A 15,394-nucleotide genomic window follows, 5' to 3' on the forward strand; every position below is an offset into this window, starting at 1 on the left:
TTACACCCCTGAACGCCTTGCTAGCACGGTTCGTCGCAGTCGCAATGAACCCGTTGCGATCCTCAGTCGAAATCCATCAATTCGGGGGTATCGGACGGCGGTGCAGCAACAATTTTGCGCGCGAGATCGAACCGGTGGCCCGCCCGAAGCATCGCCGCGAGCTGTTTCTCGTGCAGTTTCCGGTCGCCGTCACCCGAGCCATAGGGGCCGATTCGTTTCCGTCGTGCGAAGGCGAGTGCCGATTCGACCGCGCGGTCGGCGATCGCGGGCGCGACCGACTCTGCGTCACCTTCGTCGATGCCAGCTTCCCGGAACGCCCCTGCGACCCGCCGAGCCCCCAACCCTCGCCGCTGCATCGCAGCAGCCCTTTGTTCGGCAAAGGCGCGGTCGTCGACATAGCCGAGATCGGCCATCCGCTGCGCCAGTTCGCCGGGCTCGGCTAGCGCCGCCCCGGTGCCGCCGTCCCAGCCCCGCTCGCGGATTTTCCGCATCAGGTAATCGGTCAGCCGCCCGCGCGTGGTCGCGAACCGCTCGACATAGCGCAGGGCCATTTGTTCGAGCGCCGCGGCATCGAGTGGTTTCGGCGCAGGACGCTCGCGGGATCGTTCCTTGCCGCCGCCCTTCCCGCCGCCTTTGCCCCAGCTCTTGCCGCCGCGCCGCTTGGTATCGCCACGATCGTCGAACGCGCCGTTTTCCTGGTCGCCGGCATCCAGCGACGGAGGAAACGCGGTGCTTTCGCTGTGGCTATCATCGGTCACGCCATCATTGTGCCACACTGGCACCCGAAGTTGAACGGCTAGACTGAAGATAGGTGTGGTGCGCGAGCACCGCGACCAACCAAGGCAGGAACTGCGATGACGACCGACACGGCCAACAAGGGCGGCACGACCGTAACGGCGATCGTTGCGACGCCGACCCAAGACGCCCTGCCGCGCCGCTTCGCCGATTTCGGCACGTTGGGCGAAGCACTCGATTACGCGGCCAGCGGTAAGCGCGGGCTCAATTTCCACGACGCGCGTGGCACGTTGTCGCAGCCCTACCCGTATTCGCAGCTCCGCACCGACGCACGCGCCATGGCCGACCGCCTGATCGCCGCCGGTGTCGCCCCGGCCGATCGCATCGCGCTCGTCGCCGAGACCGGCCCCGAGTTCGCCGCGCTGTTCTTCGGCGTCGTCTACGCCGGCGCTTGGCCCGTGCCGCTGCCGCTGCCGACCTCGTTCGGCGGCCGCGATTCGTACATCGAACAGCTCCGGGTCCAGCTCGCCAGCTGCGACCCGAAGATGCTGATCTTCCCGCCAGAGCTCGCGCAGATGGCCGGCGAGGCCGCGCGCCTGTCGGGCACTGTCGGCATCGACTGGTCCGAGTTCGCTGTGCGCGAAGCACCGGTGGCGACGCTGCCCGAGGCCAAGCCCGACGATATCGCGTATCTGCAATATTCGAGCGGCTCGACGCGCTTCCCGCACGGCGTCGTCATCACGCACGCCGCTTTGCTCAACAACCTCGCCGCGCACAGCCACGGCATGGAAGTGTGCGACACGGATCGCTGCGTCTCGTGGCTGCCCTGGTATCACGACATGGGGCTGGTCGGCTGCTTCCTGTCGCCGATCGCCAACCAAGTCTCGACCGACTACCTCAAGACCGAGGATTTCGCGCGCCGCCCGCTGGCCTGGCTCGATCTGATCAGCCGCAACGAAGGCACCACGCTCAGCTATTCGCCGACCTTCGGCTACGACATCTGCGCGCGCCGCATGTCGTCGCAGACCAAGGCGAGCGACCGCTTCGACCTGTCCCGTTGGCGCGTCGCGGGCAACGGCGCCGACATGATCCGCCCCGACGTGATGCAGTCGTTCGTCGACGCGTTCGCCGATGCGGGCTTCAAGGCCAGCGCGTTCCTGCCGAGCTACGGCCTTGCCGAGGCGACTCTGGCCGTGTCGCTGATGCCGCCGGGCGAAGGCATCCGCGTCGAACTCGTCGAGGAAACGCAGTTATCGGGCGGCTCGCGTGGCGGTGACCGTCCGCAGCGTTATCGTGCGATCGTCAATTGCGGCAAGCCCGTGCGCGACATGAAGATCGAGATCCGCGAAGAGGACGGCACCCCCCTCCCCGATCGCGCGATCGGCAAGGTCTGGTGCAGCGGCAAGTCGGTTATGGTCGGCTATTTCCGCGACGACGCCGCGACCGAGGCGTGCATGGCGGACGGTTGGCTCGATACCGGCGACATGGGCTATATGTCGGACGGCTACATCTACATCGTCGGCCGCGCCAAGGACATGATCATCGTCAACGGCAAGAACCACTGGCCGCAGGACATCGAGTGGGCGGTGGAACAGCTTCCTGGCTTCAAGGCGGGCGACATCGCTGCGTTCGCGATCACGACGCCCGGCGGCGAGGAAACCCCCGCCGTTCTGGTCCAGTGCCGCAGTTCGGACGAAGCCGAACGCCTGCGCCTGCGCGACGAGATTCGCGAGCGCGTCCGCTCGGTGACGGGCATGAACTGCCTGATCGAACTGATCCCGCCGCGTACCCTGCCCCGCACCTCGTCTGGCAAGCTGAGCCGGGCGAAGGCACGCAACCTGTACCTCAGCGGCGACATCAAGCCGTACGACATCGCCGCCTGAGTCCCGCTGCCAAAGGCTCACTAGCCCGAGACTGTATCGCTAGAGACCGGTCGCTTGGAACCGGGTGGTTTGGGTCTCGGGACGACGCTGACATGCGAGTGAAGCTGTGACAGGCGGGGCGCAACCTTGTGTATTGACCCAAAACCGACCTTAATTTCAGTCAATTTTGGGCCACGCGAACCATCTGCTAACCAGGCTGTCTTATGACCGACGCCGTGAGCCCTGCATCGCCCTCTTTGTCGCGTCCCGTGACCGTCGATATCCCCACGCTGCTGGGGTTTCGGAGCGATGGGCCGGATCACGTGGAATGGAGTCGCATCCGTGCCGCGCAACTGTTCGCGGGACGCCGGATGGCACTCGTCCTGCTCAGCGCGAACATTGCCGCGGTGCTGGCGACGGGCTTCCTCGTGCGCGATTCCGTCCCCGGATGGCAGATCGCGGCATGGTCGGCGTTGCTGGTCGCGATCGCGGTTGCGGTCGTGGTTCGGCGCCTTGCCGTGCCTCGAACCTGCGAAGACGAGGCGAGCGTTCGCGACCTGCGCAAGACCGGATGGGAGGGCCTGGCGCTCGGCATCGGCTGGTCTTGCGTACCGATCCTGTTCTGTACGCACGTACCATCGGGCACGACCGCGGGGCTCGGCATCACGCTCACCGTCCTGATGACCGCTGCGGCGTTCGCGATGGCCCCGCTGGCGCTCGCGACGCTCGCCTTCCTCGGATGTCTCGGCGCGGCGATGGTCGCACAGTTGCTGATCGCCGGCACGACGTCGGCGGCATTCGGCATACTGGGGTTCACGCTGCTGTTGATGGTCTGGTGCATCAGCCGCGCCCGCGCGCTCGTGCTGATCCGCGCCAATGAGATCACGCTGAACGAACGCGACGAGACCGTAAGCCTGCTGCTCCGCGAGTTCGAGGACACCGGCGCCGACTGGCTGTGGGAAACCGATGCCATGCGTCGCATAGTCCGCGCCTCGTCGCGGTTCGCGGTCGCGTGCGGCCTCGCCCCCGGTGCGATCGAGGGCATGCCGCTACTCCAGTTGCTCGCCGGCCCGAGCTGGGAGAGCGGTGACCTCGCACCCGAATTGCGCACGCTGGCGGAGAAGCTGCGACGGCGCGACAGCTTCCGCGACGTCCGCGTGCCGGTGACGATCAACGGCCAGAACCGCTGGTGGGACATTGCCGCCTCACCCCGGTTCAGCGACGGCGGCGAGTTCTACGGGTTCCGCGGCGTCACGTCCGACGTCACCGAGATCCGCGCCTCGGAAGACCGGATCAATCGGATGGCACGGTTCGACGCCCTTACCGGATTGCCCAACCGCCTGATGATCAACGAGACGCTCGTCACGACGATGGCCGAGGCGGACCAGTGGAGCGGTCGCTATGCGTTCATGATGCTCGATCTCGACCGGTTTAAGGCTGTCAACGATACGCTCGGCCATCCAATCGGCGATCGCCTGCTGGGCCGCGTCTCGGAGCGGATCGAGGGTTTGATAGGGGACGGCAGCCTGTGCGGGCGTCTGGGCGGTGACGAGTTCGCGGTGATCGTGCGCGATGCGAGCGACATCGGCGCGATCGAGGCACTTGCGCAGCAAATCATCGACACGTTGTCGCAGCCCTATGACATCGACGCGCACACGCTCTACATCGGCGCCAGCGTCGGCATCGCGATCGGCCCACGCGACGGACGCACCGCGGAAATGCTGGTCCGCTCTGCCGATCTGGCGCTCTACCGTGCCAAGGATGCCGGCCGCGGGGTGTACCGCCTCTACGAGCCCGAACTGCACGTGAAGGCAGAGGAACGGCGCATCCTGGAAATGGCGCTGCGGACGGCACTCGAGAATGGCGAGATGCATCTCGACTATCAGCCGGTCGTCGACGCACGCGGCCAGACGCTCGTCGGGTTCGAGGCACTGCTGCGCTGGACCAGTCCGCGGTTCGGCGCCATCGCTCCCGACAAGTTCATTCCACTCGCCGAGGATGCGCGCCTGATCGCGCCGATCGGGGCGTGGGCGTTGCATACCGCGTGCGAGGAAGCGGCGAGATGGCCGTCCGAAATCCGTGTCGCAGTCAACGTTTCCGCCGACCAGCTCCAGAACCCGAACTTCGTGACGACGGTCACGTCCGCGCTGGCGAACACCGGCCTGTCCGCGGACCGACTCGAACTCGAAGTCACGGAGAAAGTGTTCCTCAGCGACGCGCTGGGCGCGACCGAGGTGCTGGAACGCCTGCTCGATCTGGGCGTCCGCCTCAGCCTCGACGATTTCGGCGTCGGCCATTCGTCACTGGGCTATCTCAGTCGCACGCGGTTTTCGGCGATCAAGATCGACCGCAGCTTCGTGCGCGATGCGGCGGCCGGGATGCGCGAAGCCGTCGCGATCGTCCACGCGGTGATCGCGCTCGCCAACAGTCTCGACATCAGCACGACGGCCGAGGGTGTCGAGACGGAAGCCGAGCACCGCATGGCGCAGGAGTTCGGCTGCGCCAACGTCCAGGGCTTTTATTTCGGTAGCCCCATGCCCGCCGAACAGGCGCGCGCGCTCGCCAAGGGGCGCTGGAGAGCATCGGCCGCCGCGTAGACGGCCAATGCTCGGGTGGATTTACCGTTACCGGGCCGGCCGGCGTTCGCGACCGGCGAAGCTAACCAGGCTTTCCGCACCGGTGGGCGAGAGGGCGGAGACGCCGACGAAATTGTCGTCGACCGGCACCTGCGTCAGGACCGTCGAGGTTCCCGCAACGTCGCGAGTCTCGGCCCAGGTCTGCGCATCGTTGCGACGCCACCGCACGCGGTAGCCGGCAGCGCTCGGTACTGCCGCCCACTTTACCGTCGTGTCGCGGGACAAGGCTCCTGCGATCGACACGTCCTCGGGCGCAGCCGGCGCACTGGCGATTCGCGACAGTGCTGCGACGTTGATCGCCGTGACCTTGGCGAGATACGGGAAGTCCATGCCTTCGATCGTGTCGCCGTAGACCACGCCCTTTTCGGTGCGCAGGTCCTGATGCTGGCGGTCCCAGTTTTCGGCGGCCACCGAGAACCGTACCGCCGGATAGCCGAGCTTCAGGAACGGTTCGTGATCACCGCCGCGACCGAACCGGTCCGGCCGGCGGTCGATCATCACGTCCAGGCCGCCGGGAATACCCGTGGCGATGCCGTCGATCGCCTTGGCCAGCGCGCGACTGGGACCGTCGTCCTCGCCACCCTCCGCGCGACGGCCCTGCTGTGCGACCAGATCCTCCGATGCGCGAATGCCTTCTGAGAACACGCGGACCTTGTCGGCGACGCGTACGCCGCCCTGCCCGACCGTATTGCCGACGATGTCGTTGTTGAGCATCGCTGACACCTGCCAGCCGCGCGCCTTGGCGGTGTCGGCGAGCAGTTCGGCGCCCCACAAGCCCTGTTCCTCGCCGGAGAAGACCGCGTAGACGATCGTCGCGTCGAACTGGCGCTGCGACAGCAATCGCGCCGCCTCCAGCACCAGCGCGACGCCCGACGCATTGTCGTTCGCGCCGGGCGCATCGGAGGTGACGTTCATCACGTCGGTCACGCGGCTGTCGATATGCGCGCCGACGATCACCACGCGATTGGGATCGCGGCCCTTCTGAATACCGAGCACGTCCTCGACCACCACGCCTGTCGGCGCGCGCGGACCGGTGAACCGGCGCGAGATGCGGTCGACGGTGATGCATCCGCCACAGGTCGCGGCGATCTCCTGGAAACGGCTCGCGGCCCAGTTTCGGGCGGCACCGATACCGCGTTTGGGGTCGGTGGTGATCGACGCGGTGTGGCGCGTACCGAAGCCGACCATCGCGGTCACGTCGGCCTTCAGGCGAACCGACGACGGAGCAGGGTAAGGGGCGGCGGCGGCAAGAAGCAGCGGAACGGCAAAAATTGGCATGCGCGGATGGTGGCCCGATCCGGCGCTTCGCTCAAGCGGATATGATCGCGTGCTCGCGATTATTGTCGTGCAGGGGCAATTGCGCGCCACGCCAAGATCTTACGAGGCGCCTATCCGCCGAATGTTTGCACTTTTTTAAGCTTTTACGGTACTATCTGGATCCGTGTGTAAGGACCAAGCATGATCATTGGCCATTCTGTTTCGGACGGCGACGGCGTAATTCTGGCGATCGACGAGCCGGTCGCGGTAATGCTGCAGCGCACCCAGACACAGCTTCGCGGTCTGTCCTACCTTTCGATCACGCACCCCGAGGATGTTGCCCGCAACCTGAGCCACATTGCCGCGCTGAAGCCCAACGGTAATTCCGCACGCATCAAGAAGCGCTACATCGGTGGCGAAGGCGACATCATCACGCTCGAAGTCCAGGTTTCGCGGCTCGGCAATGGCAAGTCGGGGCATCTGATGGGTACGCTCTCCACCGTGCAGACGCTCGCCGACCGCATGAGCAACGGCGACGACATGCCCTATCGCCTGTGGCGCAGGGCAAAGGATCTGCTCGGTATCATCCGCGCCAGGGACGCCGTGCTCGGTGCCGATCTTTTCGCCGATCACGCATGGACGACGTTGCTGATCGTGTATGTCGCCGAAGCCGAAAGCCGGATCGCGAGCGTAGACATGGTCGCGGACACGTTGCGCCTGTCGCGCTCGACGCTCAACCGCTGGGTACGGGTGCTACAGGCGAAATCGCTTCTCGAGCCGCTCGATGCCGACCTCGATGCGCTGCAACTTACCCAAACCGGGATCGCCAGCGTCGAACGGCTGCTCGCGAATCAGGCCGCGATGGAAGTCAGTTAGCAGCCGATCAACTCAACCGGTCGATCGCCTCGCGAGTCAGCGATCCGGGAATGATCATCACCGGCACGGGCAGTGCGCCGGCGTCGGTTCCCGCGAAATGCGCGATCAGCTCGCCCGGCGCCCCGCTTGCCGCGGCCCCCAAAACCAGCGCCGCGATATTCGGGTTCGCCTCGATCATCTCGCGGATGATCTTCGCCGCCTCGCCCTCGCGCACGGTGATCGACGGCCGTAGTCCCGATTCCTCGATCAGCGTCCCCGCGGCACCGGCGACCAGCCCCTCGGCATGAAGCCGCGCCTCTTCCTCGATCGTCGCCTGGACGCCGCCGAACGCGATGAACTCCTGCGGCGGGATCACGGTCAGGATCTCGACGCCGCCGCCGGTCTTCACGGCACGCCGCGCGGCGAAGCGCAAAGCGATGCCGGCTTCGGGACTGTCATCGATAACCACCAGATAAATGCGCATTCTAGCCCCCGTTATGGGACGTAGGTGGCCCGAAGCCGCGCACGACGCAAGACCACCGACTTGCGCCGACGGGGTTGACCCGAGCGGACGAGGGCGCGAGTAGGCATGCCGTTACGTCACGCCCTGGGGAAATCCATGTCGATCGAGATCAAGATGCCTGCCCTGTCCCCGACCATGGAGGAGGGAACCCTCGCCAAATGGTTGATCAAGGAGGGCGACGTCGTAAAATCCGGCGACCTGATGGCCGAGATCGAGACCGACAAGGCGACGATGGAATTCGAAGCGGTCGACGAAGGCACCGTGGTCAAGATCCTAGTCGCCGAGGGTACCGACAACGTGAAGGTCGGCACCGTCATCGCGATTATCGCCGAAGAGGGCGAGGATGCGTCTTCCGTCTCGTCGGCACCGACCAAGAGCGAGACGCCTGAGCCCGCCGCGAAGGAATCGGAAGCAAAGCCCGATCCGACGGACCCGAACAAGACCGGGACCGAAGCCGAGCCGGTCGAGCGCACCGAGGCTTCGGCCGAGGATCACGGCCGTCCAGACGACGCCGGTGCGGCCAAGCCCGCCGCCAGCGGTGACCGCGTGAAGGCCAGCCCGCTCGCCCGCCGCCTCGCCGCCGACAAGGGCATCGATCTCGGCGCCGTGTCCGGCTCCGGTCCCAAGGGGCGAATCGTCAAGGCCGACGTCGAGAGCGCCAAGCCCGGTGCCGCACCCGCTGCTGCGAAGACCGAAGCTGCTGCGCCGACCGCGTCCGCTGCCCCAGCGCCCGCCGCCAGGCCTGCCACCGTGCCGGACATCCCGCACGAGGCGACCAAGCTCAGCAACGTGCGCAAGACGATCGCGCGTCGCCTGACCGAGTCGAAGCAGACCGTTCCGCACATCTACCTGACCGTGAACATCCGCCTCGACGCGCTGCTCAAGCTGCGTGGCGAGCTGAACAAGAGCCTCGAATCGCGCGGCGTGAAGCTGTCGGTCAACGATCTGCTCATCAAGGCGCAGGCCGTCGCCCTGATGCAGGTCCCGACCTGCAACGTGATGTTCACGCCCGACCAGCTCATCACCTTCCAGCGCGCCGACATCTCGGTCGCGGTGAGCACGCCGTCGGGGCTGATCACGCCGATCATCGTCGGCGCCGACACCGCCTCGCTGTCGTCGATCTCGACGCAGATGAAGGACCTTGCCGGCCGTGCGCGCGACGGCAAGCTGAAGCCCGAGGAATATCAGGGCGGTACCGCCTCGATCAGCAACATGGGCATGTTCGGCATCACGCAGTTCGATGCGGTCATCAATCCTCCGCAGGCGATGATCCTCGCGGTCGGTGCGGGCGAAAAGCGTCCGGTCGTGATCGGCGATGAACTGGCGGTCGCAACCGTCATGTCGGCGACCGGCAGCTTCGATCACCGCGCGATCGACGGTGCCGACGGCGCGCAGTTCATGAAGGCGTTCAAGCACCTCGTCGAGAACCCGCTGGGCATGCTGGCGTAAGCTCGAAAACATGACCGCCGCACCCCGCCCCTCTACCCCGTTCGTGCTGAGCGAAGTCGAAGCCGGTGAGTCTCACACCCTTCGACTTCGCTCAGGGCGAACGGGGCTGTGCGGTTCCGCTTCACTATGAAGAAGACGACTATCGAGATCCTGCACATCCTCGCAGGCCTCGTCGTCGCAGTCGCGATCACCTGGGCGGCGGCGTGGTCTTACCCGCTCGGGCAGGACGTGATCTGGGCGTGCGGGGCGGCGGCGATGGTCGCGACCGCGCTCATGGGCCTGGGGCCGCTGCGCCGTGCCCGACGTCTCGACCAAACGACCCGCAGGAGTGAAGCGTGACCGACCTGCCCCCCAACAAGGCCCCGACGATCCGCGTGACCGCGATGCCCGCCGACGCCAACCCTTACGGCGACATCTTCGGCGGCTGGCTGATGGGCCAGATGGATCTTGCCGCCGGCTCTGTCGCGTCGCGGCGCAGCGGGGGCCGCGCCGTCACCATTGCGGCGGATGCGATGAAGTTCCACATGCCGGTCGTCGTCGGTGACGAGGTGTCGGTCTACGCAGACCTGATCGCGGTCGGCCGCACCTCGATGACGATCGAGGTCGAGGCATGGCGTCGCGCGCGCCACAGCAACGACAGCTGCAAGGTGACCCAGGCGCGCTTCATCTTCGTGGCGGTCGGTGACGACCGCAAACCGCGGCCCGTGCCGCCCGAAACCAACTGATTTTCTGAAGGACTCTCACGTGGCTGATACTTTCGACCTCGTCATCCTCGGTTCCGGCCCCGGCGGCTACGTCGCCGCGATCCGCGCGTCGCAACTCGGCCTCAAGGTCGCGATCGTCGAGCGCGAGCGGCTGGGCGGCATCTGCCTCAACTGGGGCTGTATCCCGACCAAGGCGCTGCTGCGCACCTCGGAAATCTATCATTACATGCAGAACGCCGAGAGCTATGGTCTCAAGGCGGACAATGTCGGCTTCGACCTCGCCAAGGTCGTCGACCGGTCGCGCAAGGTCGCGGGCCAGCTGAATGCGGGCGTGAAGGGCCTGATGAAGAAGAACAAGGTGACCGTCGTCGAAGGCGTCGGCACCGTGACGGCGAAGGGCAAGCTGTCGGTCAAGCAGGGCGACAAGACGGTCGAGCTCGAAGCGAAGAACATCATCGTCGCGACCGGCGCGCGCGCCCGCGACCTGCCGTTCGCCAAGGCCGACGGCGAGCGGATCTGGACCTATCGCCACGCGATGGTCCCGACCGAGATGCCGACCAAGCTGCTCGTCATCGGCTCGGGCGCGATCGGCGTCGAGTTCGCCAGCTTCTACAACGACATGGGCGCCGACGTGACGATCGTCGAGATGCTCCCGCGGATCCTGCCCGTCGAGGACGAGGAAGTGTCGGCGTTCATGGACAAGGCGCTGACCAAGCAGGGCATCAAGCTGCTGACTCAGACCGGTCTCGAAGGGCTGACCCCGTCTGCGAACGGCGTCACTGCGAAGATCAAGGCGAAGGACGGCAAGGTTTCGGAAGAGACCTTCAGCCACGCGATCATCGCGATCGGCATCGTCCCCAACACCGAGAATATCGGGCTGGAGGCGCTCGGCGTCGAGACCGACCGCGGCCACATCAAGACCGACGGCTATGGCCGCACCAACGTCGACGGCATCTGGGCGATCGGCGACGTCACCGGCGCGCCGTGGTTGGCGCACAAGGCCAGCCATGAGGGCATCATCGCGGTCGAGAAGATCGCGGGCGGTTCGCCGCACCAGATGGACAAGGCCAACATCCCCGGCTGCACCTATTCGCGTCCACAGGTCGCGTCGGTCGGCATGACCGAGGCGAAGGCGAAGGAGGCGGGCTACGAGCTGAAGGTCGGCAAGTTCCCCTTCATCGGCAACGGCAAGGCGATCGCGCTCGGCGAGGCCGAGGGCTTCGTGAAGACGGTGTTCGACGCGAAGACCGGCGAACTGCTCGGCGCGCACATGGTCGGCGCGGAAGTCACCGAGCTGATCCAGGGCTATGTCGTAGCGCGGCAGCTGGAGACGACCGAGGCCGAGCTGATGGAGACGGTGTTCGCGCATCCGACCCTGTCCGAAATGATGCACGAAAGCGTCCTCGCCGCCTACGGCCGCGCGATCCACTACTGATCCACCCTCTCAATCCTCCCCCCGCCAGGGAGAGGATACGCAGGATACAGCCCCTCCCCGTCATCCTGACGAAAGTCAGGACCCAGGGTACCAATCGCAGCGCTCTTGGCTCCGGGTCCCGACTGTCGTCATAATGACGGGGAGTTATACCAGCCGACCAATCAGGTCGGGCAAGCCGTCTCGTTTCGGTCCTATTTCGCTTGACGCAAGCACTCGCCCCATCGAAGGGCGCGTCGGTCGCGAGGTCCGGCGCTTCGGATTTCGCGGATCGAAGCCACCGGTGCAGGACCCGCGAATGTCGATCGAACCTGCCGCCCGCCTCACGCAACGCCACATCGCCATTGCAGCCGCCGTGCTCGGCATCGCCTCGCTCGCGCTGTTCTGGCCGGGCACCGCAATGTACGACACCGTCGCGCAATATCGGCAGGTTCTGTCGGGCGTGTACGACGACTGGCATCCGCCGGCCATGGCGCGGGTCTGGGCGCTGCTCGCACCGCTCGGCCCCGGCGCGACGCCGATGCTGGTCCTGCAACTCGGCACCTATTGGCTCGGCCTTGGCCTGATCGCCGCCGCGCTGGCCCGCACCGGCCGCGCTCGCAGTGCCATCGCGATCCTCGCGATCGGACTGCTCCCGCCTTTCCTCGGTTGGCAGAGCGTCGTCCTCAAGGATGCGCAACTCGCCGGCGCGCTGCTCGCCGCGGTTGGCATCATCGGCTGGTGGCGGCTCGCGCGCCGCCCCCTGCCCGGCGCGATGTGGATCCCGGTCGCGCTGCTGCTCATCTATGCCGTGCTGGTTCGCGCCAATGCCGTGTTCGTCGTCGTCCCGCTGCTCGTGACCCTCGCCCCGCGCCCGACGCACCCGCTCGCGAAACTCGTCACCGGTCTCATCGCGGTGGTGCTCGTGCTCGGCGTCGCGCCTGTCGTGAACCACCGACTGCTCCGGGCCCAACCCAGCGGGGTGGAGTCCACTCAAGCGCTCTACGACCTCGCCGGCATCGCCGCACGCACGCCGGCCAGCGACACCACCGGCCTGACCCCATCGGAAACGGCGACCGTGATCGCCCGGCGGTGCGCGAAACCGTTCTTTTGGGATCCGCTGGGCGACGACGCGCATTGCGGGACGACGATGGCGCGGCTGCGCGCGCTGCCGACTGGGACGCTCTACGTCACGCTCGCATCGGCGGCTCTGCATCATCCGATCGCCTATGCCGGGCACCGCCTCGCGCACCTGAACTCGACCGATCGCTGGCTGGTCCCTTTCCACTGGCCGAGCGTAGCGCCGCCCGCCGTGTCGGAGCCGAACACGCTCGGACTTGCGAACCCCGGTGCGGCGGCCCGCACGTGGCAGGCGCTGACCGCCGTGGTCGTCGAGACGCCGCTCGGCTGGCCGATCGCCTGGATCGTCGTCGCGATCACCGCGCTTGCCGTGAGCCTGTCGCGTCCGCGCGATCCGGTCCGTGACCTAGCCACCGCGCTGCTCGTGTCCGCGCTTGCGCTGGAGGCGAGCTTTGCGGTCCTGAGCATCGCGTCCGACCTGCGCTATCATCTATGGGCGATGATCGCGACCGCGGTGGCGAGCGTGCTACTCGCCGATCGCCCGCCGCCGCGAAGACTATTCGCAATCGGCGCAGGTGCATTCCTGCTCGTCATCGGCAGCGGCATCGCCGCACGCGCGTTGCTGCCCCAACCGCCGCAGACTTACGCCGGAATGCTCGGCTGAGTTACCGGCGACGTCGCGCTTTCTTACGCGGATAGGGCAACGTGTCGTAATATGCGCGAGGCCGCAGTTGGACCAATCGCCGGCCCAGCCGCCCGGTGCGTTCGCATCCGCCCATCAGCGACCACCGGTCTTTCTCCCCCACCGCGAAGTACGCTGGGCCGGGGCCGTGCGAGGCGGCGCTTGAACGACAGGCATCTGCGCAGCGATCGGACCAGGTCGGCTGGGGCGTGCCATCGGCGCCTGCATGGCAGAACCAGGGGCGGTGCCGGGAGCGGGATAGCTTGCGCCGGGCGCGGGCCGCTGCGCTTCTGCCGCGCCACCTGCCAGCGCCAGCCCTGCGCTCGCGATCAAAAGCCTCCGCATGTCCGTCTCCCTGGTTTGCCCCGATCCAACTCAGGGCATTGCTTACCGAGTGGGCGGGGGAGTCGCCAGATGATCTACCGGCCTTGTATTAGGCCAATCGCTGGCCCAGCATCGCCGCCAACGCCTCGCAGCCTGCCGCGTCCTCCGCATCGAACCGCGCGGGCTCCGGGCTGTCGAGATCGAGTACCGCAATCAGCGTTCCATCCTTGGTCACCGGCACCACGAGTTCGGAGCGGCTGGCGGCATCGCAGGCGATGTGGCCGGGGAACGCGTGTACGTCCTCGACCAGTTGCGTCTTCAACGTCGCCGCCGCCGCGCCGCAGACGCCCTTGCCGACCGGGATGCGGATGCAGGCGACCTTGCCCTGGAATGGCCCGAGCACGAGTTCGCCTTCGACAAGACGGTAGAACCCCGCCCAGTTCAGGTCGGGGAGATATTCCCACACGAGAGCGGCGGCGTTGGCCATGTTGGCGATCGGATCGGTCTCGTCCGCCGTCAGCGCGTCGAGCGCGGCGAGCAGGTCGCGGTAGAGATCGGCCTTGGTGCCGGCGGAGATATCAAACTGGTACATGGTGTCTTCCTTGGTCGGCGGAGAAGGATTGCGAGGTCGTGCGCTAGGCTGGCCGACGGACGTTAACGAGACGCCCATAGGCACGGCCCGCTCAATCGTCGCGGACCTTGCCGCGCCCTGCCTTCACCCCACTCCGCACCTTCTTCGTATCGACCCGCCGTGCCTTCGCCGCCTTGGACGGCTTGGTCGCGCGGCGTGCCTTGGGGATGATCGTCGCTTCCTTGATCAGCGCCACCAGCCGCTCGCGGACTTCCTGGCGGTTGAGCAATTGCGAGCGGGAGCCCTCGCTGCGCAGCACCAGCACGCCGTCGCGCGTCAGACGCGATCCCGCCAGCACGGCGATGCGGTTCTTCACCGCCAGCGGCAGGCCGGGCGACAGGCCGACATCGAAGCGCAGGATCACCGCACTGTCGGTGGTGTTGACGTGCTGGCCGCCGGGACCGCCCGAGCGGGTCGTGCTCTCGATCAGCTCGCTGTCGTCGATCGAGATCGATCGTGTGATCGGGATCGCGACCATCGGCCCCTGCCCGATCAGTCGTCGGTGGGATCGGACGTCGTTACCGCATCGGCAGCCGAAGCGACGTTGGCGACCGCAGCAGCCTCATCCGCGAACCCGGCCTTGGCGAACCGCTCGGGCAGCGGCGCTTCGGCGAGCACGTCGGGCTTGCCCGGACGCGGCACGATCAGCCGTTGCGCATGGAGCATCATGCCCAGCCCGTCCGCCTTGCCGTACACGCCGTCGCCGACCACCGGCGCACCGAGGCCACTCGCCGCGTGGACGCGGATCTGGTGCGTGCGGCCAGTCTCGGGCAGGAACTCGACCAGCGAGCGGCCGTCCTTGATCTCGAGCACGCGCCAGTTGGTGCGCGACTTCTTGCCGTTCGGGTCCTCGACCATCCGCCAGCCGGTCTCGGCCGTGCTGACCTTGCCCAGCGCCATTTCGATCAGGCCGGACGTGCCTTCGACCACGCCATCGAGCAGCGCGACGTAGCGCTTCGAAACGAGGCCCTGCTCGAACGCCTGTTGCAACCGGGCATGCGCCTTCGGGTTACGCGACAGGAGCAGGCAGCCGCTCGTGTCCCGGTCGAGCCGGTGCACGGCCTTGGGCCAGCGCTGGAAGCCGAACTTCAGGCTTTCGAGATGATTTTCGAGGCTCAACGAGCCATCGCGAGGGGGATCGACCGGCAAACCCGCAGGCTTGTCGATCACCAGGGCCTCGCCGTCGAGGAAGAGTACGCGTTCACCATGCATGGCGCCGCCCTTGCCATCATTAGCGCCTGCGTG

14 protein-coding genes are annotated in these 15,394 nt (G+C 66.7%); 8 read left to right on the plus strand and 6 right to left on the minus strand.

Annotated elements, in window-relative coordinates; genetic code table 11:
• Window positions 1–62: 62 nt before the first annotated feature.
• Window positions 63–758, minus strand: coding sequence for a regulatory protein RecX (locus tag U1708_RS14165; protein ID WP_332746484.1), 696 nt, complete (start codon window positions 756–758; stop codon window positions 63–65).
• A 96-nt stretch (window positions 759–854) separates the two neighbouring features.
• Here U1708_RS14165 and U1708_RS14170 point away from each other — a divergent pair, with 96 nt between their 5' ends.
• Window positions 855–2,618, plus strand: a complete 1,764-nt coding sequence (locus tag U1708_RS14170) for a fatty acyl-AMP ligase (RefSeq protein WP_332746485.1) — start codon at window positions 855–857, stop codon at window positions 2,616–2,618.
• 248 nt (window positions 2,619–2,866) lie between these two features.
• Window positions 2,867–5,194 carry a putative bifunctional diguanylate cyclase/phosphodiesterase gene (locus U1708_RS14175; RefSeq protein WP_332746486.1) on the plus strand — a complete coding sequence of 776 codons (2,328 nt, stop codon included), beginning with the start codon at window positions 2,867–2,869 and terminating at the stop codon, window positions 5,192–5,194.
• A gap of 27 nt (window positions 5,195–5,221) precedes the next feature.
• On the opposite strand, the gene U1708_RS14180 is transcribed toward U1708_RS14175, so the two are convergent.
• Entirely contained in the window at window positions 5,222–6,511 is a 1,290-nt protein-coding gene (locus U1708_RS14180) for a M28 family metallopeptidase (RefSeq protein WP_332746487.1), read from the minus strand.
• Between the two features lie 180 nt (window positions 6,512–6,691).
• On the opposite strand from U1708_RS14180, the gene U1708_RS14185 reads away from it, so the two are divergent.
• Window positions 6,692–7,366, plus strand: a complete 675-nt coding sequence (locus U1708_RS14185) for a PAS domain-containing protein (protein ID WP_332746488.1) — start codon at window positions 6,692–6,694, stop codon at window positions 7,364–7,366.
• A gap of 7 nt (window positions 7,367–7,373) precedes the next feature.
• Here U1708_RS14185 and U1708_RS14190 read toward each other — a convergent pair whose 3' ends face one another.
• Window positions 7,374–7,829 carry a universal stress protein gene (locus U1708_RS14190; RefSeq protein ID WP_307083642.1) on the minus strand — a complete coding sequence of 152 codons (456 nt, stop codon included), beginning with the start codon at window positions 7,827–7,829 and terminating at the stop codon, window positions 7,374–7,376.
• 135 nt (window positions 7,830–7,964) lie between these two features.
• On the opposite strand from U1708_RS14190, the gene U1708_RS14195 reads away from it, so the two are divergent.
• From U1708_RS14195 to U1708_RS14215, 5 genes are all read left to right on the plus strand, one after another.
• Entirely contained in the window at window positions 7,965–9,317 is a 1,353-nt protein-coding gene (locus tag U1708_RS14195; RefSeq protein ID WP_332746489.1) for a pyruvate dehydrogenase complex dihydrolipoamide acetyltransferase, read from the plus strand.
• 126 nt (window positions 9,318–9,443) lie between these two features.
• A complete protein-coding gene (locus U1708_RS14200; protein WP_332746490.1) occupies window positions 9,444–9,656 on the plus strand; it encodes a hypothetical protein in 213 nt (70 codons plus the stop codon).
• A 44-nt stretch (window positions 9,657–9,700) separates the two neighbouring features.
• Entirely contained in the window at window positions 9,701–10,042 is a 342-nt protein-coding gene (locus U1708_RS14205) for an acyl-CoA thioesterase (RefSeq protein ID WP_093399601.1), read from the plus strand.
• 19 nt (window positions 10,043–10,061) lie between these two features.
• On the plus strand, window positions 10,062–11,456 hold the full coding sequence (lpdA, locus tag U1708_RS14210; protein ID WP_332746491.1) for a dihydrolipoyl dehydrogenase: 1,395 nt from the start codon (window positions 10,062–10,064) through the stop codon (window positions 11,454–11,456).
• A 295-nt stretch (window positions 11,457–11,751) separates the two neighbouring features.
• Entirely contained in the window at window positions 11,752–13,176 is a 1,425-nt protein-coding gene (locus U1708_RS14215; protein ID WP_332746492.1) for a hypothetical protein, read from the plus strand.
• 451 nt (window positions 13,177–13,627) lie between these two features.
• On the opposite strand, the gene msrC is transcribed toward U1708_RS14215, so the two are convergent.
• From msrC to U1708_RS14230, 3 genes are all read right to left on the minus strand, one after another.
• Entirely contained in the window at window positions 13,628–14,110 is a 483-nt protein-coding gene (gene msrC, locus U1708_RS14220; RefSeq protein ID WP_332746493.1) for a free L-methionine (R)-S-oxide reductase MsrC, read from the minus strand.
• A gap of 91 nt (window positions 14,111–14,201) precedes the next feature.
• On the minus strand, window positions 14,202–14,627 hold the full coding sequence (gene arfB / locus U1708_RS14225) for an alternative ribosome rescue aminoacyl-tRNA hydrolase ArfB (RefSeq protein WP_332746494.1): 426 nt from the start codon (window positions 14,625–14,627) through the stop codon (window positions 14,202–14,204).
• A 14-nt stretch (window positions 14,628–14,641) separates the two neighbouring features.
• Window positions 14,642–15,361 (minus strand): RluA family pseudouridine synthase, encoded by a 720-nt coding sequence (locus U1708_RS14230; RefSeq protein WP_332746495.1) that lies wholly within the window; start codon window positions 15,359–15,361, stop codon window positions 14,642–14,644.
• Between the last annotated feature and the right edge of the window lie 33 nt (window positions 15,362–15,394).

It is taken from the genome of Sphingomonas arabinosi (genome assembly GCF_036663715.1).
GTDB lineage: Bacteria > Pseudomonadota > Alphaproteobacteria > Sphingomonadales > Sphingomonadaceae > Sphingomonas.

Bases quoted from the DNA above. Each gene is read 5' to 3' on its own strand.
- U1708_RS14170 (WP_332746485.1), top strand. From the start codon at position 855: ATGACGACCGACACGGCCAACAAGGGCGGCACGACCGTAACGGCGATC.
- U1708_RS14180 (WP_332746487.1), bottom strand. From the start codon at position 6,511: ATGCCAATTTTTGCCGTTCCGCTGCTTCTTGCCGCCGCCGCCCCTTAC.
- U1708_RS14185 (WP_332746488.1), top strand. From the start codon at position 6,692: ATGATCATTGGCCATTCTGTTTCGGACGGCGACGGCGTAATTCTGGCG.
- U1708_RS14190 (WP_307083642.1), bottom strand. From the start codon at position 7,829: ATGCGCATTTATCTGGTGGTTATCGATGACAGTCCCGAAGCCGGCATC.
- U1708_RS14195 (WP_332746489.1), top strand. From the start codon at position 7,965: ATGTCGATCGAGATCAAGATGCCTGCCCTGTCCCCGACCATGGAGGAG.
- U1708_RS14200 (WP_332746490.1), top strand. From the start codon at position 9,444: ATGAAGAAGACGACTATCGAGATCCTGCACATCCTCGCAGGCCTCGTC.
- U1708_RS14205 (WP_093399601.1), top strand. From the start codon at position 9,701: ATGCCCGCCGACGCCAACCCTTACGGCGACATCTTCGGCGGCTGGCTG.
- U1708_RS14215 (WP_332746492.1), top strand. From the start codon at position 11,752: ATGTCGATCGAACCTGCCGCCCGCCTCACGCAACGCCACATCGCCATT.
- msrC (WP_332746493.1), bottom strand. From the start codon at position 14,110: ATGTACCAGTTTGATATCTCCGCCGGCACCAAGGCCGATCTCTACCGC.
- arfB (WP_332746494.1), bottom strand. From the start codon at position 14,627: ATGGTCGCGATCCCGATCACACGATCGATCTCGATCGACGACAGCGAG.
- U1708_RS14230 (WP_332746495.1), bottom strand. From the start codon at position 15,361: ATGCATGGTGAACGCGTACTCTTCCTCGACGGCGAGGCCCTGGTGATC.